Annotated in this window: 22 protein-coding genes and 1 riboswitch; of the genes, 12 read left to right on the forward strand and 10 right to left on the reverse strand. The window is 59.4% G+C overall.

The features are described from left to right. Nucleotides 1–125: 125 nt before the first annotated feature. Together mqo and OJ965_RS03635 are read right to left on the reverse strand one after the other, a co-directional pair. Complete coding sequence (gene mqo / locus OJ965_RS03630; RefSeq protein WP_154929131.1) at nucleotides 126–1,739, reverse strand: malate dehydrogenase (quinone); 1,614 nt, start codon at nucleotides 1,737–1,739, stop codon at nucleotides 126–128. A gap of 510 nt (nucleotides 1,740–2,249) precedes the next feature. Then, nucleotides 2,250–2,705, reverse strand: a complete 456-nt coding sequence (locus tag OJ965_RS03635; protein ID WP_009087962.1) for a carboxymuconolactone decarboxylase family protein — start codon at nucleotides 2,703–2,705, stop codon at nucleotides 2,250–2,252. Nucleotides 2,706–2,762: 57 nt separating this feature from the next. On the opposite strand from OJ965_RS03635, the gene pdxR reads away from it, so the two are divergent. Beyond that, nucleotides 2,763–4,208, forward strand: a complete 1,446-nt coding sequence (gene pdxR, locus OJ965_RS03640; RefSeq protein ID WP_154929129.1) for a MocR-like pyridoxine biosynthesis transcription factor PdxR — start codon at nucleotides 2,763–2,765, stop codon at nucleotides 4,206–4,208. On the opposite strand, the gene OJ965_RS03645 is transcribed toward pdxR, so the two are convergent. Beyond that, on the reverse strand, nucleotides 4,198–4,440 hold the full coding sequence (locus OJ965_RS03645; RefSeq protein WP_009087958.1) for a DUF1158 domain-containing protein: 243 nt from the start codon (nucleotides 4,438–4,440) through the stop codon (nucleotides 4,198–4,200). The genes pdxR and OJ965_RS03645 overlap by 11 nt on opposite strands. A 317-nt stretch (nucleotides 4,441–4,757) precedes the next feature. Between OJ965_RS03645 and mntP the strand changes: the two genes are divergently transcribed. The 6 genes from mntP to OJ965_RS03670 all read left to right on the forward strand — a co-directional run bounded on the left by mntP (nucleotide 4,758) and on the right by OJ965_RS03670 (nucleotide 10,954). Beyond that, nucleotides 4,758–5,333, forward strand: a complete 576-nt coding sequence (gene mntP, locus OJ965_RS03650; RefSeq protein ID WP_009087956.1) for a manganese efflux pump MntP — start codon at nucleotides 4,758–4,760, stop codon at nucleotides 5,331–5,333. Between the two features lie 118 nt (nucleotides 5,334–5,451). Continuing rightward, entirely contained in the window at nucleotides 5,452–5,529 is a 78-nt protein-coding gene (azuC, locus tag OJ965_RS21325) for a stress response protein AzuC (RefSeq protein WP_111207900.1), read from the forward strand. A 615-nt stretch (nucleotides 5,530–6,144) separates the two neighbouring features. Further along, nucleotides 6,145–7,077: an SMP-30/gluconolactonase/LRE family protein gene (locus tag OJ965_RS03655; RefSeq protein ID WP_058956912.1), complete on the forward strand. Its 933-nt coding sequence runs from the start codon at nucleotides 6,145–6,147 to the stop codon at nucleotides 7,075–7,077. A gap of 38 nt (nucleotides 7,078–7,115) precedes the next feature. Continuing rightward, nucleotides 7,116–8,471 carry an MFS transporter gene (locus OJ965_RS03660; protein WP_058956913.1) on the forward strand — a complete coding sequence of 452 codons (1,356 nt, stop codon included), beginning with the start codon at nucleotides 7,116–7,118 and terminating at the stop codon, nucleotides 8,469–8,471. A gap of 187 nt (nucleotides 8,472–8,658) precedes the next feature. Beyond that, nucleotides 8,659–9,570 carry an alpha/beta fold hydrolase gene (locus OJ965_RS03665; protein ID WP_265137831.1) on the forward strand — a complete coding sequence of 304 codons (912 nt, stop codon included), beginning with the start codon at nucleotides 8,659–8,661 and terminating at the stop codon, nucleotides 9,568–9,570. Continuing rightward, nucleotides 9,563–10,954, forward strand: a complete 1,392-nt coding sequence (locus OJ965_RS03670) for a hypothetical protein (protein ID WP_265137832.1) — start codon at nucleotides 9,563–9,565, stop codon at nucleotides 10,952–10,954. Before OJ965_RS03665 ends, OJ965_RS03670 begins: the two co-directional genes overlap by 8 nt. A gap of 21 nt (nucleotides 10,955–10,975) precedes the next feature. On the opposite strand, the gene OJ965_RS03675 is transcribed toward OJ965_RS03670, so the two are convergent. Continuing rightward, nucleotides 10,976–12,328 (reverse strand): MFS transporter, encoded by a 1,353-nt coding sequence (locus tag OJ965_RS03675; RefSeq protein WP_009087947.1) that lies wholly within the window; start codon nucleotides 12,326–12,328, stop codon nucleotides 10,976–10,978. A gap of 169 nt (nucleotides 12,329–12,497) precedes the next feature. Then, complete coding sequence (locus OJ965_RS03680; protein WP_265139254.1) at nucleotides 12,498–13,400, reverse strand: GntR family transcriptional regulator; 903 nt, start codon at nucleotides 13,398–13,400, stop codon at nucleotides 12,498–12,500. Nucleotides 13,401–13,537: 137 nt separating this feature from the next. On the opposite strand from OJ965_RS03680, the gene OJ965_RS03685 reads away from it, so the two are divergent. Further along, nucleotides 13,538–14,566, forward strand: a complete 1,029-nt coding sequence (locus OJ965_RS03685; protein ID WP_111207831.1) for a zinc-binding alcohol dehydrogenase family protein — start codon at nucleotides 13,538–13,540, stop codon at nucleotides 14,564–14,566. 17 nt (nucleotides 14,567–14,583) lie between these two features. On the opposite strand, the gene OJ965_RS03690 is transcribed toward OJ965_RS03685, so the two are convergent. Beyond that, nucleotides 14,584–15,504, reverse strand: a complete 921-nt coding sequence (locus tag OJ965_RS03690) for a nucleoside hydrolase (protein WP_154929126.1) — start codon at nucleotides 15,502–15,504, stop codon at nucleotides 14,584–14,586. A gap of 128 nt (nucleotides 15,505–15,632) precedes the next feature. Beyond that, nucleotides 15,633–15,708: riboswitch (Fluoride riboswitch) on the forward strand. 87 nt (nucleotides 15,709–15,795) lie between these two features. Between OJ965_RS03690 and crcB the strand changes: the two genes are divergently transcribed. Together crcB and OJ965_RS03700 are read left to right on the forward strand one after the other, a co-directional pair. After that, nucleotides 15,796–16,173: a fluoride efflux transporter CrcB gene (gene crcB, locus OJ965_RS03695; RefSeq protein WP_009087940.1), complete on the forward strand. Its 378-nt coding sequence runs from the start codon at nucleotides 15,796–15,798 to the stop codon at nucleotides 16,171–16,173. A gap of 117 nt (nucleotides 16,174–16,290) precedes the next feature. Beyond that, the gene (locus OJ965_RS03700) at nucleotides 16,291–17,106 is read left to right on the forward strand and encodes a sugar phosphate isomerase/epimerase family protein (protein ID WP_058956919.1); all 816 of its coding nucleotides are present in this window, start codon (nucleotides 16,291–16,293) and stop codon (nucleotides 17,104–17,106) included. Here the strand turns inward: OJ965_RS03700 and OJ965_RS03705 are convergent. The 3 genes from OJ965_RS03705 to OJ965_RS03715 all read right to left on the reverse strand — a co-directional run bounded on the left by OJ965_RS03705 (nucleotide 17,103) and on the right by OJ965_RS03715 (nucleotide 19,659). Next, nucleotides 17,103–17,708, reverse strand: a complete 606-nt coding sequence (locus OJ965_RS03705) for an alpha/beta hydrolase (RefSeq protein WP_261766136.1) — start codon at nucleotides 17,706–17,708, stop codon at nucleotides 17,103–17,105. The genes OJ965_RS03700 and OJ965_RS03705 overlap by 4 nt on opposite strands. 10 nt (nucleotides 17,709–17,718) lie before the next feature. Continuing rightward, the gene (locus OJ965_RS03710) at nucleotides 17,719–18,660 is read right to left on the reverse strand and encodes a glutathione S-transferase family protein (protein WP_046100793.1); all 942 of its coding nucleotides are present in this window, start codon (nucleotides 18,658–18,660) and stop codon (nucleotides 17,719–17,721) included. Nucleotides 18,661–18,759: 99 nt separating this feature from the next. Beyond that, the gene (locus OJ965_RS03715) at nucleotides 18,760–19,659 is read right to left on the reverse strand and encodes a LysR family transcriptional regulator (RefSeq protein ID WP_009087932.1); all 900 of its coding nucleotides are present in this window, start codon (nucleotides 19,657–19,659) and stop codon (nucleotides 18,760–18,762) included. A gap of 140 nt (nucleotides 19,660–19,799) precedes the next feature. On the opposite strand from OJ965_RS03715, the gene OJ965_RS03720 reads away from it, so the two are divergent. Next, the gene (locus OJ965_RS03720) at nucleotides 19,800–20,924 is read left to right on the forward strand and encodes a GNAT family N-acetyltransferase (protein WP_265137835.1); all 1,125 of its coding nucleotides are present in this window, start codon (nucleotides 19,800–19,802) and stop codon (nucleotides 20,922–20,924) included. Here the strand turns inward: OJ965_RS03720 and OJ965_RS03725 are convergent. Next, a complete protein-coding gene (locus OJ965_RS03725; protein WP_009087928.1) occupies nucleotides 20,921–22,753 on the reverse strand; it encodes an ABC transporter ATP-binding protein in 1,833 nt (610 codons plus the stop codon). The two genes, OJ965_RS03720 and OJ965_RS03725, sit on opposite strands and share 4 nt — an antisense overlap. Nucleotides 22,754–22,825: 72 nt before the next feature. Between OJ965_RS03725 and OJ965_RS03730 the strand changes: the two genes are divergently transcribed. Beyond that, nucleotides 22,826–23,326 (forward strand): GNAT family N-acetyltransferase, encoded by a 501-nt coding sequence (locus tag OJ965_RS03730; protein WP_009087926.1) that lies wholly within the window; start codon nucleotides 22,826–22,828, stop codon nucleotides 23,324–23,326. The last annotated feature ends 4 nt before the right edge of the window (nucleotides 23,327–23,330 follow it).

Here is a 23,330-nt window from a genome sequence, read left to right on the forward strand (position 1 = left end):
CCTTTTCCTCCTGAGTGTTCAGCTAAAAGATCTCTTAACCCTAATAGAGAAACCCCAGGACGACCAGGCAACCGGCCAATAAAAAAGGCCCCGCTGTGCGGAGCCTTTTTATCAGCGGTGCGGAATTACTTGCCGACAACGAAAGCGGTTTCACGTCCTTCATCGTTTGCCGCCATCGGTGTCACCGGCGAGTAGTCGAGCTGCAGAATACGGCTGGTTTCGGCCAACACTTTCTCTGTCAGGGCCACGTCACCGTTCAGCTTACGGCCCCAGGAAGGGATGACGGCGCGGATTTTATTCTGCCATTCCGGCGTGGCCATCTGCTCAGGACAGACCTTATGCAGCAGTTCCAGCATAATCGGTGCCGCTGTCGAGGCGCCCGGTGAGGCGCCCAGCAGTGCTGAAATCGTCCCATCCTGTGAGGCGACCACTTCGGTGCCGAGACGCAATACAGCACCCTCTTTCTCATCCTTCTTGATGATCTGCACACGCTGACCGGCCGTCACTAACCGCCAGTCCTCCTGCTTCGCCTGCGGCACATAGGCGCGCAGGGCGTCCATACGGTCGCGATCGCTTTGCAGCACCTGATCCATCAGGTATTTCACCAGATCGAAACTTTTCAGCCCCACTTTCACCATCGGCAGCATGTTGCTGCTGTTCAGAGAGGTGAACATATCCATCAGCGAACCCTGCTTCAGGAACTTGGTGGAGAAGGTGGCGAACGGGCCAAACAGCAGCACCTGCTTGCCATCCAGTACGCGGGTGTCAACGTGCGGCACGGACATCGGCGGTGCGCCGACGCTGGCTTTGCCGTAGACCTTGGCCATATGCTGCGCCACTACCTGCGGATTTTCCGTCACCAGGAACGAACCCCCTACCGGGAATCCGGCGTAGCCGTTCGCTTCCGGGATACCGGCCTTCTGCAGCAGCGGCAATGCCGCGCCGCCAGCGCCGATAAAGATTTTGCCCGCTGTCAGCGTGCGGCGGTTGCCGCTGTTCAGACACTGCAGCGTCACCTGCCAGCGCCCGTCAGCAAGCTGCTTCAGGTCACGCACTTCCTGACGCAGACGCAGGCGGAAGTTCGCCTTCTTCTCTAAGGAGGCGATCAGCTGACGCGTTACTTCACCGAAGTTCACATCGGTGCCCATCTCCGTCCAGGTCGCGGCCACTTTCTGACGGCGATCGCGGCCATTCATGACCAGCGGGATCCAGCGCGCAATCTGCTGCGGATCTTCGGAGTAGGCCATGCCCCGGAACAGGGTGCTTTTCTGCAACGCCTGATAGCGTTTGCGCAGGAATTCGACGTTGTCGTCTCCCCAGACAAAACTCATGTGTGGCGTGCTGTGAATAAAGCTTTTGGGATTGCGCAGGTTGCCTTTCTGGACCTGATATGACCAGAACTGGCGGGAAATCTGGAACGATTCGTTGATCGTCACCGCTTTAGAGATGTCGATGCTGCCATCCGCCTGCTGCGGCGTATAGTTCAGCTCGGCCAGGGCGGCATGACCGGTGCCGGCGTTATTCCAGCCGTTGGACGACTCCTCGGCCACGCTGTCCAGCCGCTCCACCATTTCGATGGACCAGTCCGGCGCTAAATCCTGCAGCCATGCACCGAGGGTAGCGCTCATCACACCTGCGCCAATCAGCAGCACGTCAACGTCTTTGCGCTCCTGCGCGGTAGTGGTGTCCTTTGCCATGGCACTCATCGCGAGCGCAAGGTTTACAGCTGAATTGCACATGAGGCGACATCTCCTCTTCTGTTGACCTGAAGCCCAACAGTTTTGCAGGCGAAATAGTCACGCTTCTTGCGAGCGCGTTGCGCTATTTCTCAAAGGTTAAGTCTCAGGTATAGGTTAAAGCGGTGATAACGGGTTAACTGCACGTTATGCTTTGTCATCCGAATATAACATTCTCACCCCTGAATTAAACATTTGTTTATTTTTTAAATGCAGAAATGATTCAGCATAAGAATTAATCATCAGCACGGCTGCGCGATTAGGGATTTTTTATTGTTAAGTCAGGGGGTTAACCCGGAAAGGATGTTGCGGAAAAGCGCCATGATGGTGCAACGGCAGAATCGATATGAACGGTGCGGAATTATTTAATTATCTGAATTTTAGCGATTTATTATGCAATGCGGAATAGTTTGAATTGTTGATAAAGCAGCCAGATAGGCTCTTGTGTAAAAATAATGTTACATTTTTGTGAGTCTGAAAATGCGCGCGCAGCGGCGCACGCATCGGCTTCACTTATGACGCATTCGCACTGGCAGGCAGCTTTTTCAGACTTATCGCCATGCGGTTGTAGGTGTTCATCAGGCCAATGGCGATATTCAGATCGACAATTGCTTTGTCACTGAAGTGCTCCCTCAGCGCGGTATAACTTGCTTCCGGCGCGCCATGCTGTGCAATCAGCGTCAGGCACTCCGCCCACTGCAGGGCCGCTTTCTCTTTTTCACTGAACAGGGTGCCGGATTCGTGCCAGACCGACGTCAGTACAATTTTATCCCAGCCGATCCCCGCCTTGTTCAGCGCTTTTGTATGCATATCAATGCAGTAAGCGCAGCCGTTAATCTGCGATATGCGCAGGAACAGCAGTTCCAGTAAAGTGAGCGGCAAATCGGTTTGTGACAGATAACCGTATACGCCGCTCAGTGCTTTCATGCCTGCCGGTGCTGCCTGGTGAAAATCGATACGTTCGCTCATCTTATTGCCTCCTGGGATTGATGAGGCGATTTTCGGCCTTTGAATGGAGCAGATAAAGTGCCAAAAAATGAGAGTCTGACTGGTCCATCCCCCCTTTTCTCGCTGACGCTGCAGCGCGGTACGCCGCGTGGTCTGAGCGAACAGCTGCGCCAGCTGATTGAGCAGGCGATTGGTGAAGGCCGTTTACAGCCGGGGGCGCGTCTGCCTTCCTGTCGCGATCTGGCTGCGCAGCTTGGTGTTGCACGCGGCACCGTCCGTGCCAGTTATGACATGCTGGCCGATGGTCAGTTTCTGGAAACCCGGGGCGCGGCGGGCACCTTCGTCAGCACTTTACCGCCATTAAAACCGGCCCGCTCCGATGCCGGGTGCCTTCCGCCGCCCTCTGCAGGGATCGAGGCGTTTGACGCGCCACCGCTGACCTTCCAGATGGGGACGCCCGCCAGCGATGCGTTCCCAGCCAAAGTCTGGCTGCGCATCCTGCAGCGGCAGGCGCGAATGCAGGTCAGCCGGCCAGCCAGCTATCCCGATCCGCGTGGCAGTCTGGCACTGCGGCAGGCACTGGTGGCCTATCTGGCGGTGGCGCGCGGTCTGCGCTGTCAGGCAGAGCAGATCATCATTACCAGTGGCTATGCAGGCGCGATGGGTCTGATTGGCCTGGCGATGGATTTTCAGGGCAAAACCGCCTGGCTGGAAGATCCCGGATTCTGGCTGGCGCGCGGCGCGGTGGAAGCGTTGCGGGTCAGGCCGGTTGCGGTGCCGGTCGACGAGGAGGGGATGCAGGTCGCTGCCGGGGTGACGCGTGCGCCGGACGCCGCTTTCGCGCTGGTGACGCCGGGCCAGCAGGCACCGCTTGGCATGACGATGAGCCTGGCGCGCCGCCATGCCCTGCTTGAGTGGGCCAGCCGCGAACAGCGCTGGATTATTGAAGATGACTACCTGGGTGAGCTCCAGCCTGGTCATCGCGCCGCGCCAGCGCTGGCCGCACTCGACAGCGAGGGACGGGTCCTGCATATCGGCACGTTCAGCAAGACGCTGACGCCACAACTGCGGCTCGGTTTTATGGTGGTGCCGCCCGCACTGGCTGCCCGGTTCGGTGAGGTGTGTGCGTTACTGGCACCGGCATCGGCAGGATTGCTGCACAATGCGGTCGCGGAGTTTCTGCGGGAAGGTCACTTCATGCGGCATCTGCGGCGGATGAAGCGTGTGTATCACGAGCGGCTGGAGCAGATGGTTGCCGCGCTGCACCCTCATTTTCCGGACCTGCAACGCGCCGGGCTGGCGGTGATCGTTCGCCTGCCCGCCGGTTCCCCGGACCAGCTTATTGCTCAGCAGGCGGCAGAGTGGGGGATGGCACCCTCGCCGCTGTCACTCTGGTATCAGGATGCGGATCAGCGCCGCGCAGGCCTGTTGCTGGGCGCGGCACATCTGCCGCGCGAAGGCTATGCCCGCAGCGCCGGACAACTAAAAGCGCTGGTGGACGCACATTGTGCCGTCAGGCCCTGAACCAGCGACGCCAGACAAAGCGGATAACGAAAAACTCCAGCGCGCCCAGCAGTAAAAACCAGATGCAGAACACGACCGTGTAAAGCTGATTGAGATCCTGCAGATGGAACAGCTGCAGCAGATGCTGCGCCACGGTCAGGCTGAAGGCAGGGGCGGGCAGCAGCAGCGCCGAGAGAAAACCCAGCAGCAGAATGCCACCAGGCACGATCAACGTTTCAAAAGGGTTATTCATTACCGGTATCCCATCATTATCAGCCCGGCATTTTCCGGTAATTGGTCGCGCGGTTCAATGGCGGTGTCGGGCGCAAAGGCGAACGGAGCGGGGATTCAGGCCATCGGAGTGGCCAGAAAACGCTTTGCCACCATCGACTTAGGTCCATTCATAGCGGAAGATAAGAGTTATAGCCTTTGCTATACTTAAATCCCTGATTTTGCTGTCTTTTTATCTGCGGGTTTGCATGGTAGACTGCGCGCACTTTTTCATAACTGAACACTTTGTGTGGTGAATTCAGCGTGAATAGCCGCTTTTTCGCCCCAGGTGAATAAATCATGACCTTTATTGCTACGTTAATTCTTGCGCTGGGTATGTCGATGGACGCATTTGCTGCTGCGCTGGGCAAAGGTGCGACGCTGCATCGTCCTGGTTTTAAAGAAGCGCTGCGCACCGGTCTGATTTTCGGCTCTATTGAAGCACTGACCCCGCTGATTGGCTGGGCACTCGGCCTGGCAGCCAGCCGTTATATCATGGCGTGGGACCACTGGGTCGCGTTTACACTGCTGGCGTTCCTGGGTGGCCGTATGATGATGGAAGGCTTCCGTCAGACCGCGGTCGCCGAACCCTGTGAAGCGCCAAAAAGCCACGGCTTTGTGGTACTGGCGACCACTGCGGTAGCCACCAGCCTTGATGCGCTGGCGGTCGGCGTTGGTCTGGCCTTTTTACAGGTGAACATCATCACCACCGCGCTGACGATTGGTGCCGCGACCACGGTAATGGCGACGACCGGTGTCCTGGTCGGGCGCTTTATTGGTCCGGTGCTGGGTAAATGGGCGGAAGTGCTCGGTGGCCTCGTCTTAATTGCCGTTGGTTCCACCATTCTGCTGCAGCATCTCGGCTACACCGCATAGTTTTTTATGAAGCGAGAAGCCGTAGTTTTGTGATCGGGTTCAAATTTATTTGCTGTTAAAACGCACAGAAGTTATACTTTTTCAGTATATCTTCAACTAAATTTGAATCAGGTGCTCCATGAAACGCATTTTCAAATACGTGTTCCGTGCTTACGTTGAGACGTTCAAACACGTACCGCCGGGTGCTATCTCCTGAGCACCCCGCAGGAAACCCTCGATAATCGCGGTCAGGGATCGACCGGTGATTATCACCTTTCTGTTTTGCCTCCGCTGACTGAAACCCGCTTTTTCTGCGCCTGAGGTCTGTTCAGGTTGCCGCCTCCGTTTCTCCGTTCTCTTTCTTAAACCCTGGATCGGTTCCATTCCGAAGCATAATTTTCAAATTCGCGTATCTGATAGGGATCGATAACGTATTTGACGTGACAGGTGATCATTTCTCCTCCGGGTATAAAAGATTGAAAATTCTATTTTTTATATACGACTTCAACCCTTTTTCATCATCATTTTAAAAAGCGGCTTCAGCCTTTCTCGCTTTTCACCCGTCTGCAGTTCATGACCTTGCCGGTACATGTCGGCATAATTTGTGAGTTATATCTTGTTTACATAATAAACAAGCTCATAACACTGGCATCAGCGCCAGTGTCGTCGATATAGTGATTTCATCATGTACACCTGAGTTTTACTTAGTAAAACAGACTGTGAGGCAGGCTATGTTCGCTGATGAGACACCGCTGATTCACCGCAGAGACGCACACGTGCGCACGGATTATGTCAGCCGGGTTAAGGGATTCACTGAAAAGGACACCATTCTATGACTTATCTGACGCAGGCGGATGTCAGGGAGACATCAATTTTTACCCGGCTGCCCGACCACTTTCGTTCCCCTGATCGCAACAATGTCTGGGCTGCCGCCAATCGCGGAGGACAGCTCACCGACTCATTCCTGGAAGGGCCGGTCTGGCACCCTTCCGGTTGTCTGTACCTGACCGATATCCCGTATGGCCGGATATTCCGGGTCGATATGGCAGGCAACTGGGATCTCGTCGTGCAATATGATGGCGAACCGAACGGCATGAAACTCGTCGATCCGGATACCCTTCTGATTACGGATTATCATCACGGGTTAATGAAGCTCTCGCTTAAAACGCAGGACGTGACGCCGTGGCTGCCTCGCCGCCACAGTGAGAGCTTTCGCGGTGTGAACGATTTAACGCCCGACAGCCGGGGCAACCTCTATTTCACCGATCAGGGTCAGACGGGACTTCACGATCCGACTGGCCGTGTTTATCGTCTCAGCCAGGACGGACGACTGGATATCCTGCTGGATAACTGTCCAAGCCCAAACGGGCTGGTTCTGTCGCCAGATGAAAAAGTGCTTTATGTCGCGATGACGCGCGGCAATGCCATCTGGCGCGTGCCGCTTCAGCGTGATGGGTCGGTCAGCAAAGTGAGTCAATATTTTACCTCGCACGGGCCCAGCGGTCCCGATGGACTGGCCATCAACGCGCAGGGTGAGCTACTGATTGCCAATCCGGGGCTGGGTCGCGTCTGGCTGCTCAACGATCTGGCTGAGCCTGCCGAAATCCTCACCAGTCCCGCCGGGCGCTCCACCACCAACCTCTGCTTTGGTGGCGAAAATTTACAGCAACTGTTTATTACCGAATCGGTCAGCGGCAGCATTCTTACCTGTTCAATGAAGACGCCCGGCCATCCACTGTCCTTTATGTCCACTGCATTTCTCTAAGAACAACTCTGCGTTCTCTGAACGCAGCGGAGGTACTCATGAATCTGCATACTGTAAGCACCGGCTCACCTGCGGAGCCGGAAACCGTGTCCGGCGATCGTGAAGAGATGAATCAAAAGGATTTTGAACAAAGTGAACAGGCAGCCGGTAAAGCGTTTCGCCGCATCCTGCCTTTTATTTTCATCTGTTATGTCGTCAGTTATCTGGATCGCACCAACGTCAGCTTCGCGGCGCTGGGCATGAATGCCGATCTGGGCATCACGGCTGAGCAGTTCGGATTCGGCGCCGGGATGTTTTTTATCGGCTATTTTCTGTTTGAAGTGCCCAGCAACCTGATCATGCAAAAAGTGGGCGCCCGTATCTGGATTGCCCGCATCATGATCTCATGGGGACTCATCTCCATGGCGACCGCCTTCGTGTCCGGCCCCCTGAGCTTTGCCTTTGCCCGTTTTTGTCTGGGGGTGGCCGAAGCCGGATTCACGCCCGGTATTTACCTGTTCTTCACATACTGGTTCCCCGGAAGCTGGCGCGCAAAAATTACGGCCGCCTTTTTAGTCGGGATCCCCGTGGCCAATATCATCGGCGCTCCCCTATCGGGGATGCTGATGCAAATCACCGGGCATGAACATATCCGTAACTGGCAGTGGCTGCTGCTGCTGGAAGGGTTCCCGGCGGTGATCCTCGGCGTGCTGTGCCTCTTCTTCCTTAACGACCGCCCGGAGAAGGCAAACTGGCTGAGCGACACGGAAAAGTCCCTGCTGAGCAGACGACTGAAGAACGAGCAACAGCAGATTGAAAAAGCACACGGTTCCAGCCTGCGCGATGCGCTGCGGAATCCGCTGCTTTATCTGCTGGCGTTTATTAACTTCTGCGGGATTGTCGGTTCGATCGGGGTGGGCCTGTGGATGCCGCAGATCATCCGCCAGCTTGGCGTCAGCCACACCACCACCGGTTTCCTGACCGCATTACCCTACATTTGTGCCGCGTTCAGCATGCTGTTCTGGGCCCGGCGGGCCAATGCCTCCGGGCATCGCATTCGCTGGATCAGTGGTGCACTCGTTATCGCCGCCTTTGCGCTAGCCTGCAGCGCCGTCGTGAATGAGCCCGTTCTGAAGATGCTGGCACTCTGCTTTACCGTCAGCGGCATTCTCGCTTTTCAGGCCTCATTCTGGGCTCTCCCTTCGGGCTTTCTTACCGGCAGCGCAGCCGCAGGCGGATTAGCCATGATCGTCTCTGTCGGGAATCTGGGCGGCTTTGTCGGCCCCTCCCTGATTGGCTATATCCGCCAGAGCAGCGGGGGATTTACCTGGGCACTGCTGGCGGTCTCTGCCGTGCTGCTGATTGGGGCGTTCTCCGTGGCATTAATCAAAGATCCCTATCGCAAAGCACAGTAAAAAGAGGGAAAAGGCGCGCTGGCGCCTTTTCCCCTCTCCGCGAATCCAGGGGCTGAAGACACGCTTTCCGGCGTCCCGCCTCCCCTCAAGAGACGCGCTGAACTTTTCCTCGCCATGACACCGATAAACCGCCTCCCATCCGATCCCGGCCTACACTGAATTATTCTCCCCGAAACAGGAGCAGTGGATGAGCCAGAAGCAGCGACGAAAACAGGCAGCGATAGTGGCAGGCGTGGGATTAGGTGTGGCGGCCACCCTGTGGGGCATGAAACGCTGGCAGCAGCTGAAACAGACACCGCCGGTGTCACCGCGCAGCCACCATGCCGGCATGGCCGGTTACTTTCAGCAGGTGGGCGACTGGCGGATGTTCACCCGGGTCACGCCCAATGAGGATAAGGGACTGCCGGTGGTGCTGATCCACGGACTGGTGATGTCAGGCCGGGCGATGGAGCCGCTGGCGCTGGCGCTGAGCCGCGCTTATCACGTGCTGGTGCCCGACCTGCCTGGTTTCGGAGCCAGTACGCTGCCCGCTTCTGCGCCGGTGATGTCAGTCGACCAGCAGGCGGAGGCGCTCTGGTTATGGCTGCAGCACAACGGCTTTCAGCGCGCCATCTGGGTCGGTAACTCGTTTGGCTGTCAGATTCTGGCCGCGCTGGCGGTGAAGCATCCGCAGGCGGTGGCGGGGCTGGTGCTGCAGGGTCCGACGGTGGACCGCCATGCCCGCAGCCTGCCGCGTCAGCTGTGGCGCGACTGGCGCAATGGCCGGCTGGAAACCCGGCGACCGCCGGGGCCGCTGGCCCGCATCGATTACGCTAAAGCGGGTCTGCGCCGCGCCTTTGGCACGATGCGTGAGATGATGCGCGACCACATCGAGCATCGCCTTACCTACATCAATGCGCCCACGCTGCTGCTGCGCGGCTCGCGCGATCCGGTCTGTCCGGCACGCTGGCTGGATGAGCTTGCCGCGCTGATGCCGCACAGCGAACTGATTACACTGCGCGACGGCACGCACACCCTGCATTACGTCTATCCGTGGAGTTTCTGTCACGCCATTCGCCCGTTCCTGGCGCGCATTCAGCAGGAGAATCAGCATGAGTAAACCCCCGAAAGGTATTGCCCGTTTTGACTCCGCCGCAGCGATGCTGCTGGCGCTGGCGAATGCGCTGCACGATCGCCCCTTTGCCAGTCCCAGCCAGTCTCCGACGCTGGATCGGCTGCTGCCGTCGCTGAACCGGCTGCCGACCGGACTGCGGGAGTGGGGCTACGCGCTGGGCGGGATGGCAGAGGGCATCAGCCTGCGCCAGGCGGGGGAGCTGGATGTGGAGGGCATCGCCGAATGGATGGTCAGTGAGTATCCCCAGCAGGATTATCCCGCCGCCTTTATCGGCTCGTCGAACGGTGCGCTGATGCATCTGGCGGCGGCGATGGGCGTGCCCTGGCTGCCACAAACCTTTCTCTGCCCGGTGCGGGCAACCAGCAGCGATCCCGATGATGCGCAGGCAGGTTTTGAGGAGGGTAAAGAGATTGCCGCTGCGCTGCTCTCGGCCTGGCCGCGGCTGGCGGTTCACCATATGCAGGACCCCAATCAGGATCGGCTGATGCTGGACCAGATGCGCTATTTCCGGCTGAAACTGCGCGACCTGCCGCTGGCCTTTAACGAGTTCCTGATGGGCAGCCTGCCTGCCGGATCCACCCTGTTCATTAATCACTGTACCCGCCAGTGGCCGGTCACGCGCACCAGCGATCGCTCCTTCTTTCAGTTTGGCGCGCTCGGCGGGGCAACCGAGCAGGAGTATTTACAGGGTGGTCCGCGGGTTGCGGAGTATCTGGCACGTTATGGCGTTGACCGCGAGCGCTGGACACCGCCCGCCATCACCGATCGGGTGCCGGAAGCGGAGTGGGGGCTGGATGGCTATCTCATCTCACCACTGAAAAAGCTGGCGCAAGCCCAGAACTGGAAGCTGATGGAGATTCGCTATGAAGATCCGGAAGCGATGAGTTATGTGGTGGCAGAGATCTATCGTGACTGGTATCTGGCTGCCGGTATTTTACCGACCCGTCTGACGGTGGACAGTTTCCTGCTGATGGACCCGTGGAGCAGCATCCGACAGCAGGCTATCCCGTTCTGGCTGGTGTTCTGCACCGAGCCGTCAGCGGCGGCCCTGCAACGCTTCCTGGAAAAACAGCCGCCGTTCCGCAATATCGACATGATGCTCTTTTCTCACGGCACCGACAGCATCGGGCTGGCGGAGATTGATCGCTGGCGGGCGCTGCTGGACCATGCCCGTGATGAGGGGGTCTTCATCGGCGTGGATGAAGAGCGGTTCCCGCGCGATTTTGCTACCTTTGCCCGCTTCGACTCGGCGCTGCGTGAAAGAGCACCGCTGCTGCCACCGCCACCGCCGCTCAGCACGGAGAAGGTGATCGCCGGTATTCAGCGTTACGGGGCGAAACATGGGGTTACACTGACGACGCTGAGCTGACCGCCGCGCCGTCAGCGGGGGTTATTCGCCGTCGGTGATCGGCTTACGCACCAGCAGCAGATAGGCGAGGGCGCCGATGAGCGTGACACAGGCGCAAATCATCAGCGCCAGGCTGAACGATTGGGTGGTGTCGAGCACCCAGCCGGTAATGACCGGCGCAAACGAGGCAAAGATAAAGCTGGCGAAGTTCTGAATGCTGCCGACCGAGGCGGTCATGCGCGCGGTAACGTTGGCGTGGATCAGCCCCCAGCACGACGTACCGGCAAAGTGGATACAGAACAGCGCCATGCCGATCAGCGTCACGGCGCTGGTGGTGTCGGTCGCGCGGGTGACAACGGCGGTAAATCCGGCTGACAGCAGCATGCCGCTGACGATGCAGACTTTGCGGGTTTTCACCGCGTTAAACCCGCGGCGTACCAGCGTATCGACCACATAGCCATTCAGCAGCATACCCGCCGCGCCGAACAGGAACGGAATCGCCGCCAGCAGGCCCGTGCTTTTGAGATCGAGGTGATAAGTCGACTGCAGATAGCCCGGCAGCCAGGCGATATAGAGCCAGGCGGTGTAGTTGATGCCGCTGAAGCCAATCATCATGCCCCACATGGTGCGCTGCTTAAACAGGCCGCGCCACTCCCTGAAGCTGATCGGCTCTTTGCGTGACGCCACGCTGCCCGCCTGCAGATAGTGGATCTCTTCGGCGCTCAGGGTGCGGTTATCGCGGTCGCGATAGACCATGTACCAGCCAATGGCGAGGAAGATGCCGAGGATGCCGATGGTGACAAACATCCCCCGCCAGCCCATCACCAGCATCATCGCCGCCAGAATCGGCGGTGCAACCGACAGCCCAATCATCGAGGCGGCGTTAAACATCCCCATCGGCATGCCGCGATCTTTGATATTGAACCAGTCGTTGATCACTTTGACGCCGCACGGGTTCATCGGCGCTTCGCCAATGCCGAGGCCGATGCGCACCAGCACAAACTGGGTGAAGTTGTGGACCAGGCCAGAGGCCGCCTGAAACAGTGACCAGATGAACATGCCGATGCCGAGCATGATGCGTGGCCCTTTGCGATCCAGCAGCGCACCGCACGGCAGCTGCGCCAGACCATAAGCCAGCGAAAAAGCGGAGAGCAGAACGCCGATTTCGGTGGCGCTCAGTCCCATCTCCTCACGGATAGTCATATTGGCCACCGACAGCGAGCTGCGATCCAGATAGTTGATGACGGCCGCAAACAGCAACAGCAGCATCGCGGTGACCTGAATCTTACGGATGCGCGGTGAACGCACCACGTCGCTGCGCATGGGCACGAAATCCTGGTCTGGTGTCATCTCACCGGACGCGCGATCACGGCCGGATACTGAGGTCTTTTCCATTGCACTCTCCCGAAACTGGCTGGTTATCGTTATGGTGAGAAGGGTCTGCGCGCAGCGGCAAAAGGCCGCCGTGACGTTACCGTCGAGACTAAGAGCAAAGGGAAAAGGATGTTGCAAAGATGTTTCTGAAGCGTGCGGGAGCTAATGCTTTGTGGTTTTTAATCGGTTTTTAATTGTACTGGCTGATTGATCGCACCATGGAGGTTTTTGCGGTAGCCAGATGGTTGTGCAGGGCGCAGAGCGCGTCGACATCCTGACGGCCAATCAGCGCGGTCAGAATCGCCATATGCTCCTCCAGCGCCACGATATTGCGCTGCTTAAGATCGCTCTCATCCCACTGATAGTGCGAATGAAAGATCACCGAGATGATCTCCAGCGACTGATTAAAGAACGGATTGCTGGCGGCGGATAAGATCAGGGAATGCATCTGCCGATCCAGCGCGGCAAAGTGGCGATAGTTGCTGGCGATGGTGTCGCGCATCGATCGATGGCGATCCAGCAGATCCCGTGCCTGAACCCAGCGCTCATCACTGGCGGGCAGATTCAGGAAGCGGCTCAGGGCGTGGGTTTCCAGCATCTCGCGCAGTTCAAACAGCTTCTCCGCGTAGTCCTGAGTGAATTTCTTCATCCGCCACTGGCCGCGTTTAACCGGCTCCAGCAGGTCATAGCGCATAAAGCGCAGCAGAAATTCACGCACCACGACCGGACTGACCTTCACCTGCTGCGCCAGCTGCAGTTCGCTGAACGTGTCACCCGGCACCAGCTGCCGCTGGTTAATCAGATTAAAAAACATCTGCTCTACGTGGCTGGCCTGCTGCTCAATCGGCGGCGTGACGGCGCTGAAACTGTCCTCTTCGCGCGGCTCGCGCACGATAACCCAGGTCTGTTCAACCTTATCCAGTACGCCGCACTGATGCAGGTAGTGCAGGGTATGGCGTACCGTGGTCCGGCTGATATTGAACATCTCCGCCAGCGCCGCCTGTGGCGGCAGCGGGGAGCGAATATGGCGCTGAGTAATACTTTCCAGCATCTGGTTAACCACGTTCTGACGCAAATTCTGGCTGCGGCTCATCGCACTCTCCGGTTTTTTATGCATTAAAAACCATTCAGAGCCCAAAAAAACCGTGGTGCTTCACACTTCCGGCAAGCGAGACCCGCGTCCGCTGCCGGATTCGGCATAACTGCCTGCAGGACAACCGGAGACTCACCATGACAACAATGAAAGCACTGGTCATCGCTGAACCACGCAGAATGGTCTGGGCCACCCGCGACAGGCCAGCGCCCGCCGCGGGCGAGGCGCTGATTAAAATTCTTACCGCCGGGATCTGCGGAACAGATATTCACGCCTGGTCCGGCAATCAGCCCTTTTTCAGCTATCCCCGGGTGCTGGGCCATGAAATCTGTGCGGAGGTGGTCGCGCTGGGCCGTGGCGCTGAAGGTGTTCAGCCGGGCCAGCGGGTGGCGCTTATGCCCTACATCGCCTGCCTGCACTGCGACGCCTGCCAGAGCGGTAAAACCAACTGCTGTGAGCAGATCTCCGTGATTGGCGTCCATCAGGATGGGGGATTCAGCGACTACTTAAGCGTGCCGGTCAGCACGCTGCTGGCGGTGGATGAAGTGACACCGGAGGCGGCTGCGCTGATTGAGCCGTTTGCCATCAGCGCGCATGCGGTGCGTCGGGCTGGCGTGACCGCCGATGAGCAGGTGCTGGTGGTGGGTGCAGGGCCGATTGGCCTGGGTGTGGCTGCCATTGCCGCTGCCAGCGGTGCGCAGGTGATTGTGGCGGACACCAGCGCATTTCGTCGTCAGCATGTCGCTGACCAGCTTGGCCTGGTGGCGCTGAACCCGGCAGACGCGGCATTCGATGCCGCGTTGCGCGAGCAAGCGGGCGGGCGGCTGCCGCTGAAAGTGATCGACGCCACCGGCAACCCGGCGGCCATGAACAACGCGGTCAGCCTGATACGGCACGGCGGCACGGTCGTCTATGTCGGCCTGCACAAAGGCGATCTGGTGATCCCGGACAGTGAGTTTCACAAAAAAGAGGCCACCCTGCTCGGGAGCCGGAACGCCACCCGCGAAGATTTTGATCGGGTCTGCTCCCTGATGGCCAGCGGTCAGCTGCGCGCCAGCATGATGCTGAATCACTCTCTGGCGTTCTCCACGCTGGATGAAACCTTTGAACCGCAGGTCATCAACAATCGCGAACTGATCAAAGGCGTGATTCATTTCGACCGGTAACGCGGCCAGCCAGCGCGTCAGGGCGCGGTGAGGGTGTTAAAGAAGTGCGCCCGCACCGCGTCAGCATCCACGCCGAGCGCGATGCGCTGGGCGGGCAGACCGGCAAACGGGTCCTGCCGGGAGGCCAGTGCGCTCAGCCTGCGCACCGTCTGACCGCAGGCGATCCCTTCGGTGATCACCCGCAGCGGGCTTTCGGCCAGGGTAAACGCCTCTGGCAGACTCAGCCATGCCACCGCCAGGGTGTCGTGCAGCGCCATGCCGTTAAATCCCTCTTTCGCCAGACTGTAAGCCAGGTAAGGGCGACAGATGGCGCTCAGCACTGGCTGATTCAGCCGCTGAACCTCTTCGCCAGTGATCAGGACCTTGTGGGTAACATCCAGCGGGATCACCACCACGTTCAGCGCCGAGGTGAGCACCTGATCGGCAGCATGCGGATCTTTCCAGATATTAAATTCGCTGAAGGGCGTCACGTTGCCACTGTGTCCCCCGCTGCCGAACGCACCGCCCATGATCACCAGCTCTTTCACCAGCGGAATGATGTCGGGTGCCTGATTAATGGCCGAGGCGATGTTGGTCAGCGGACCGATCGCCACCAGGGTGATCTGATGCGGCTGTGCCCGCACGCTGTCGATAATAAACTGCACCGCGCCGGGGGCCTGATCGCTACAGCTGTTTTCAAACGCATCACCCAGCCCGTCCTGGCCGTGCAGGGTGGCGGGGGCCGACGGGGCCTGCGCCAGCGGTCGCGCGCAGCCGCGATAAACCTCTGCGTCGATCGCCATCTTCTGGCAGAACAGCCGGGCATTTTTCACCGCCTGACCCACCGCCACGTTGCCGAAAACGGTGGTAATGCCCAGCAGATGCTGGGTGCGCGCCGCATAGGCCAGCGCAAAAGCATCATCCACGCTGATATCAGTATCAAAAATCAGGGTTCGCATCGCCTCTCCGTCACCGACTTTCATTCCTCAGCATTACCCCGCCCGCAGCGTGGGCGTCAAGCATTTACGCCAGCCGGGCCGGTTTCCCGGCGCAAGGTTGCCAGCCTGAAACGGGCGTCGTATTATCACCGGCTCAAGGTGATGGCGTGCCACCTTTCCCAACCGCCGGTGGGCTTAACACCGGCTGATGACGCCTGACACTCAATCCTTTCGCGGGAGCTGAGGCGTCAGGCGCAGTTTATCTCTGCCTCTCCTCTCAGCCCGGCGTTAATCTGTAACCAGGAGCAAGTTATGTTGAAACCGTTACTGGCGGTGATGATCGGCGGCTCGGCCGGCTGTGTGCTGCGCTGGCTGTTCGCGATGCGCTTTAATGCGCTCTTTCCCAATCTGCCACCCGGCACGCTGCTGGTGAATCTGATCGGCGGGCTGGTGATTGGCGGTGCGATGGCCTGGTTTGTTCGCCACCCTGACATCGACCCGATCTGGAAACTGCTGATCGTCACCGGCCTGTGCGGCGGACTGACCACCTTCTCCTCCTTCACGGCAGAATTAATGGTGTTGCTACAATCAGGTAAGTATCTCTGGGCGATGGCCAGCGCGCTGGTGCATGTGATCGGTTCACTGCTGATGGCGTTTGCCGGTTTTGCGCTGGTGACGCTGCTGGGCTGAGCCGGTTAACCGGCCCCTGTGCGCCAGAGAAACAGAGGGGTTCAGGTCACGCCCGTCTCTCACCGGGGGCATGACCTGAACATCACCGATTATTCCGGACGATTAAGGAGCCGAGCAATGCGAACCAACCCCACCTTCCTTAACCTGGTGTTGTTAAACGGTGAACCCGGCCAGAAACTCCAGGCGGCGCGTGACGCCGGTTTCGATCAGGTGGAGATCTGGCGCGAGGATGTTGAGGCGTGCGAGGGCGGTGCGGCGGCGCTGGCTGAGATCGCGGCGCGGCAGGGACCCGGCTTTACCAACCTCCAGGTGCTGCGCGATTTCACCGGCGCACCCATGGCACTGCGCGCACAGAAGCGCGAAGAGCTGCGTCAGTTTATTCAGATCGCCCAGGCGCTGGGCTGCGATACCCTTCAGGCTCCGGCCAGCACCCGGGAAGATTGCTGTGCCGAACTGATCGATGATGACCTGCGCTGGATGGCCTCTGAAGCCGCGCGCTACAACATGCGCATTATGTATGAGCCAATGGCCTGGTGCAGTGTGGATAACACGCTGCCGCTGGCGTGGCAGCGGTTGCAGCGGCTCGACCAGCCGAATATTGGTCTGGTGGTCGACCTGTTCCATATCTGCGCGCGCGGGGGCGACGCCGCCCATCTGGATGGCATTCCGGCCGACCGCATTTATGAGGTGCAGTTGTGTGATATGGCCGCCGTTCCGGCTCAGGACAAACAGAGCCTGATGGCGATGGCGAAGCATCAGCGTCTGCTGCCTGGCGACGGCATTATCGACGTGGATCGCTTTGTCGATAAGCTCAAAAGCGCAGGCTATCAGGGGCCGCTGGGTATTGAAGTCTTCAACGACAGACTGAAACGCCTGCCGCCTGAGGTGGCGGCGGCGCAGGCCTGGCAGGCGTTAGATCGCTACCGGCGTTAATCCTGCAGGCACTGTCCGATAAAGGCGGCGGCGTGCATCGCGCCCGGACCTGAAATGGTGTGGCCGGTGGACGGTTCAAAGCGCGCGTCGACCGGCACCCCGGCGGCTCTGAGTCGTGTCGCGGCCGATTCGCTCTCCTGCCACGGGATCACCTCATCGCCCTGGCCGTGGATCAGCAGCGCGGGCACATGAGCCTGCGGGGTTAATTGACCCTCAACGGCCAGACGACCGGAAAAGGCGACCACGCCTGCCAGCGGATAACGGCCCGAGGCGAGCGCATCCAGCGCCATAATCGACCCCTGTGAAAAGCCGACCAGCACCACATCCTGCCAGCGGTCGGCGAAGCCATGCTGCTCAACGATAGCGTTCAGGATTGCGTCAAACGCGGCGCGTGCTGCCCGCACCCGGCCTGGCCGATTTTCTGGCGTCACGTCGGTCAGGCTGAACCACTGCCAGCCAAACCCTGCGGCAAAACGTTCAGGCGCATTGGGCGCGGCAAAAATCACATCCGGCAACAATGTCGCCCAGTGGTGGCCCAGCGGGGCCAGGTCATCGCCGTTACTCCCCACGCCATGCAGAAAAATCACCAGTGCCTTTGCCATCATTGCTCCTTTAAAAACCGTATTCGCTCATATCCGGGCCCGCCGGCACGATGCCGTTCGGGTTGAGCGCTTTGATCGAGTAGTAACCCTGTTTGATGTGATCGATGTTGACCGTCTCACGCACGCCGGAGACCGACAGCATGCTCTTAAGATAGCGGTTGAGCAGCGTATAGTCGCGTAAGCGGCGCAGGTTGCATTTGAACAGGCCGTGATAGGCCACGTCAAAGCGGATCAGGGTCACAAACAGGCGAATGTCGGTTTCGGTCAGCCGTTCCCCCAGCAGAAACGTGCGGCCATCGCTCAGCAGCGCCTCCAGCTCATCCAGCTGGCTGAAGACGTCGTTAAACGCCTGCTGATAGCTGATGGCGGTCGTGGCAAATCCGGCGCGGTAAACCCCGTTATTCAGGCGCGGATAGAGGCTCTCATTGAGCGCATCAATCTCAGCGCGCAGCGCGGCGGGATAGAGGTCGATGCGGTTATCGGCCAGATCGCCAAAGCCGCTGTTGAACATGCGCACGATGTCTGCCGACTCGTTGCTGACAATGGTGCCGGTTTTCTTGTCCCACAGCACCGGCACGGTGGCCCGGCCCGTGTAATCGGGTGCCACGCGGGTATAGATCTCATGCAGGTACTGCGCGTTATTCAGCGGGTCCTGCTGCGCGCCAGGAAAATCACCGAAGCGCCAGCCCTGAGCACCGAGCTGCGGCTCCACCACCGTGACGCCGACGAGCGACTCCAGCCCTTTGAGCCTGCGGGCGATCAGCGCACGTGATGCCCATGGGCAGATCAGCGCCACATAGAGATGGTAGCGGTCGGGCTCTGCCGGGAATGGCGTTGAGCCATCGCTGCTGATGAAGTCCCGGAAACCGGATGTCTGGCGGACGAAACCGCCCTGTTTGTCAGTAGCCTGCACCGGATGCCAGTCACTACTCCACTTGCCTTCTACTAACATTGTGCGACTCCTCTGTTGAGATGAGAAGCAGCATAACTGATGACTAAAAGGCTGATAATCCGGTCCTGAAGACAATCATTTCTTCCATATTGGAAGAAATCAGACGGGTGGAAAATGAATGAAATGGGTGACCAGGAAGTCGATAAGCAGGCGCGCCCGGTGGGGCAGATGGCGGGCGGGCGGATAAACCGCAAACAGACCCAGTGGCGGCGTCTCGAAGTTCTCCAGCAGCCGAACGATATCACCGCGTTGCAGCGCAGGGGCCGCGATAAATCCGGGCAGGCGCGCGATGCCCAGGCCCGCGATAGCCGCCTGCAGACAGGCTTCGGTGTTGGCGAAGCGCAGACGGCCCTGCACAGGCACGGTCACGACCTCACCGTCGGAACCGGCAAACGGCCAGTGCCGGGGATCGCGAAAATTGGTGTCGATAATGCACTGATGCTGAGCGATCTCCTGCCAGTGCTGCGGGGTGCCGAACTGTTCAAGATAGGCCGGTGAGGCGGCGAAGCGCACGTGAACCTCGCCCAGCCTGCGCGCCACCAGGCTGCTGTCGCTCAGGTTGCCGATGCGGATCGCCATATCAAATCCTTCATCGACGATGTTCACGGCCCGATCTGAAAAGCTGACGTCCAGCTCAATCAGCGGATAGCGGCGGGCAAAGGCGACCAGTACCTGAGAGAGCACCGCCGTGCCAAAGGAGCCGGGCGCGCTGATTTTCAGCCGGCCGGTCGGCGTCATGGCGCTTTCGCGCACGCTGGCATCCAGCGTCTCAAACGCGTCGAGCAGGTGTTTGACCCGTTCGTAATAGGCGCGCCCGACATCGGTCGGCGACAGGGCGCGGGTGCTGCGCTTAAACAGCTGCACGCCGAGCTGCTGCTCCAGCTTCGATACCAGCTTTGACGCCTGACTGCTGCTGGTGCCGAGACGTAACGCCGCCGCAGAAAAGCTGCCGGTTTCCAGCACCGTGACAAACATCCGGTCACAATCGAGTCGATCCATGGCGATGTCCTGTGGGATAAAGTCGCAGTATAGGGGCTGTGCTCAGCGGATGCAGCCTTCACTTTGCGTGCCTTAGCCCTTTCGCTGACGCGCAAAACCTGCTTGACTGCATCTCTGCCCGCCGTTGTCTGGAGTTATTCATGTCGCTGATTCACCTGAACTCGCTGACGGCGATTCCCGCCGCTGAGTGGGATGCCCTGTTGCCGGATGACCAGCCGTTTCTGCGCCACGCCTTTCTGCTCACGTTAGAAGAGAGCGGCTGCGTGCGGCCTGCATCGGGCTGGCAGCCTGATCATCTGCTGTGGCAGGAAAACGGCGTGACCCGCGCCGCGCTGCCGGGCTACCGCAAACGCCATTCCCAGGGCGAGTATGTCTTTGATCACGCCTGGGCGGATGCCAGCCAGCGCGCCGGGATTCGCTACTACCCGAAATGGCTGGGGGCGATTCCCTTCAGCCCCGTCAGCGGTGCCCGGCTGCTGGGTGATCCCTCTGCCGCCGCACACCTGCTGGCGGCCCTGCCTGAGCACCTGTTGCAGCAGGGCTTAAGCGGCGCGCACATCAACTTTACCGACGCGCAGGCCAATACTTTGCTGGCTGAGCAGCCCGACTGGCTGTCGCGGCTCGGCTGTCAGTATCACTGGCACAACCGGGGCTACCGCGATTTTCAGGATTTCCTCGATACGCTGATGTCGCGCAAGCGCAAACAGCTGCGCAAAGAACGTGAACAGGTGGCGCAGAGCGGCTTCGAATTTGACCGCTATCCGGGCCATCAGCTGCGGGAAGATCAGTGGGATTTTGTCTATACCTGTTACGCCAACACCTATGCGGTGCGCGGCCAGCGCCCCTACCTGACGCGGGATTTCTTCAGCCTGCTGGCGGAGCGGATGCCGCAGAATATTGTGGTGGTGATCGCCCGCTTACAGCAGCAACCGGCGGCGATGGCCTTTTATCTGCGCGACAGCAACACGCTCTATGGCCGCTACTGGGGCTGTCTGGCGGAGTTTGACCGGCTGCACTTCGAAACCTGTTTCTATCAGGGGATGGATCTGGCTCTGGATGAAGGGCTGGCGCGGTTTGATGCGGGTGCGCAGGGTGAGCACAAGCTGGTGCGCGGCTTTGAGCCGCAGATCACCCACTCCTGGCACTATCTGCTGCATCCCGGCCTGCGCGATGCCGTCGCCGATTTTCTGCAGCAGGAGCGGGAAGGCGTGCGCGGCTGGGCGGAAGAAGCGCGCGACGCCTTACCCTATCGGCGTGGCGATTAATCGACGCCGACAAACCCCCCGGTCTGATGCTGCCACAGCCGGGCATAGAGGCCGTTTTGCGCCAGCAGTTCCTGATGGCTGCCCATCTCGGCGATGCCGCCCTTATCCAGCACCACCAGCCGGTCCATCTTCGCGATAGTCGACAGGCGGTGCGCGATGGCGATGACGGTTTTACCCTGCATCAGCGACTCCAGACTCTCCTGAATCGCGGCTTCCACTTCTGAGTCGAGCGCCGAGGTGGCCTCATCCATGATCAGAATCGGGGCATCTTTCAGCAGCACGCGGGCGATCGCCACACGTTGACGCTGACCGCCCGACAGCTTCACCCCGCGTTCGCCCACGTGGGCGTCTAGGCCGGTGCGGCCCTGCGGGTCGGAGAGCAGGGGAATAAACTCGTCGGCGCGGGCGCGGCGGATCGCAAGCTGGAGCGCCTCTTCACTGGCGTCTGGACGGCCATAAAGCAGGTTTTCACGGATTGAGCGGTGCAGCAGCGAGGTGTCCTGGGTGATCATGCCAATCTGGCTGCGGAGGCTCTCCTGCGTCACGCTGGCGATATCCTGATCGTCGATCACAATCCGGCCACCGTTCAGGTCATAGAGCCGCAGCAGCAGGTTGACCAGCGTCGATTTGCCGGCACCCGAAGGACCAATCAGACCAATCTTCTCGCCGGGCTGAATGGTGAGGTTAAGGTGGTTGATGACCTGACGACCGCCACCATAGTCGAAGCGCACATCTTCATAGCGAATCTGGCCGCGCGTCACCTTCAGCTGCTTCGCCTGCGGCGCATCCTGCACGCTCAGCGGCTGGGCGATGGTGTTCAGGCCATCCTGCACCATGCCGATATTTTCAAAGATGCCGTTGACGACCCACATGATCCAGCCGGACATGTTCACCAGGCGGATCACCAGACCGGTCGCCAGGGCAATCGCCCCGACGCTGATCAGCGACTGGCTCCATAGCCAGAGCGCCAGCCCGGAGGTGGAGACAATCAGCAGGCCGTTCAGCGCTGACAGCGTCAGATCCATGCTGGTGACCATGCGGCTGGCGTGCTGGGTTTTATCGGTCTGCTCCTGAATAGCCTCGCGCGCATACTGACGTTCCAGATCGCTGTGGGCGAACAGCTTGATGGTGGCGATATTGGTATAGCCGTCAACGATGGTGCCCATCAGCTTAGAGCGTGCTTCTGAGGAGACCACCGAACGCGCCTTGACGCGCGGTACAAAGAAACGCAGTGAGGCGCTGTAGGCCACCATCCAGAGGATCAGCGGGATCATCAGCCGCCAGTCGGCATCGGCAAACAGGATCAGCGAGGTCACGGCGTAGATCAGGACATGCCAGATGGCATCCACCAGCTGCACCGCCGAGTCGCGCAGTGAATTGCCGGTCTGCATGATGCGCTGGGCGATACGACCGGCGAAATCATTCTGAAAGAAATTGAGACTCTGACGCAGCACGTAGTTGTGGTGCTGCCAGCGGATCATACTGGTCATGCTCGGGCTGATACTCTGGTGCACCAGCATGTCGTGCAGGCCGATAAAGATCGGCCGCAGAATCAGCGCCACCGCCCCCATCCAGAGCAGCAACGGCCAGTTATCCCGGAACAGCGTGGCGGGCGTGGCGTGATTGACCATATCAATGAGGCGGCTCAGATAGCCAAACAGCGACACCTCGATCAGCGCGGAGACCAGGCCTACCAGCAGCAGCGCCGCAAAACTGGGCCAGACCTGGCGCAGATAGTAGAGATAAAAGGGCCAGACCGTGGAGGGCGGTGAATCGGTCGGCGCGTCATGAAAAATATTGATAAAACGCTCAAAACGGCGATACAACATAGCGAGGCTCTTTTCATCCGGTAAAGAGCTACAGCTTAGTGCATGAACCCCATCCGGCTAACAGGAGAAAATATGGAAATTGTCATACGGGCACGGGAACCGCAGGATGCTGCCGCCTATCAGCGGCTTTACAGCCACCCCGATGTTTACCCCTGGACACTGCAACTGCCGTTTCCCAGCGTCGCTCTCTGGGAGAAAAAATTCGCCAGGATGGATGCAGAGGGTTTTGTTGCGTTTGTCGCCGAAATCGACGGCGTGCTGGCCGGTGAGCTGACGCTGTTCGTCGACAGTAAGCCGCGCACCCGCCACTGCATCAGCTTTGGGCTGGGGGTACATCCTGACTTTGCCGGACGCGGCGTCGGTGAGCGTCTGATCCGCACCGCGATGAACTATGCCCGCAACTGGCTGGGGATCACCCGGATGGAGCTGGAGGTGTTTCACGACAACGAACGGGCGCTGCGGCTCTACCAGCGGCTGGGCTTTGAACGGGAAGGAATGAAGCGCCAGGCTGCCCTGCGTGACGGGCAGCTGCGCGATGTCGTGATGATGGCGAAGCTGCTGAACGACGCGTAATAAA

It is taken from the genome of Pantoea anthophila, assembly GCF_026104315.1.
Taxonomy (GTDB): Bacteria; Pseudomonadota; Gammaproteobacteria; order Enterobacterales; family Enterobacteriaceae; genus Pantoea; species Pantoea anthophila.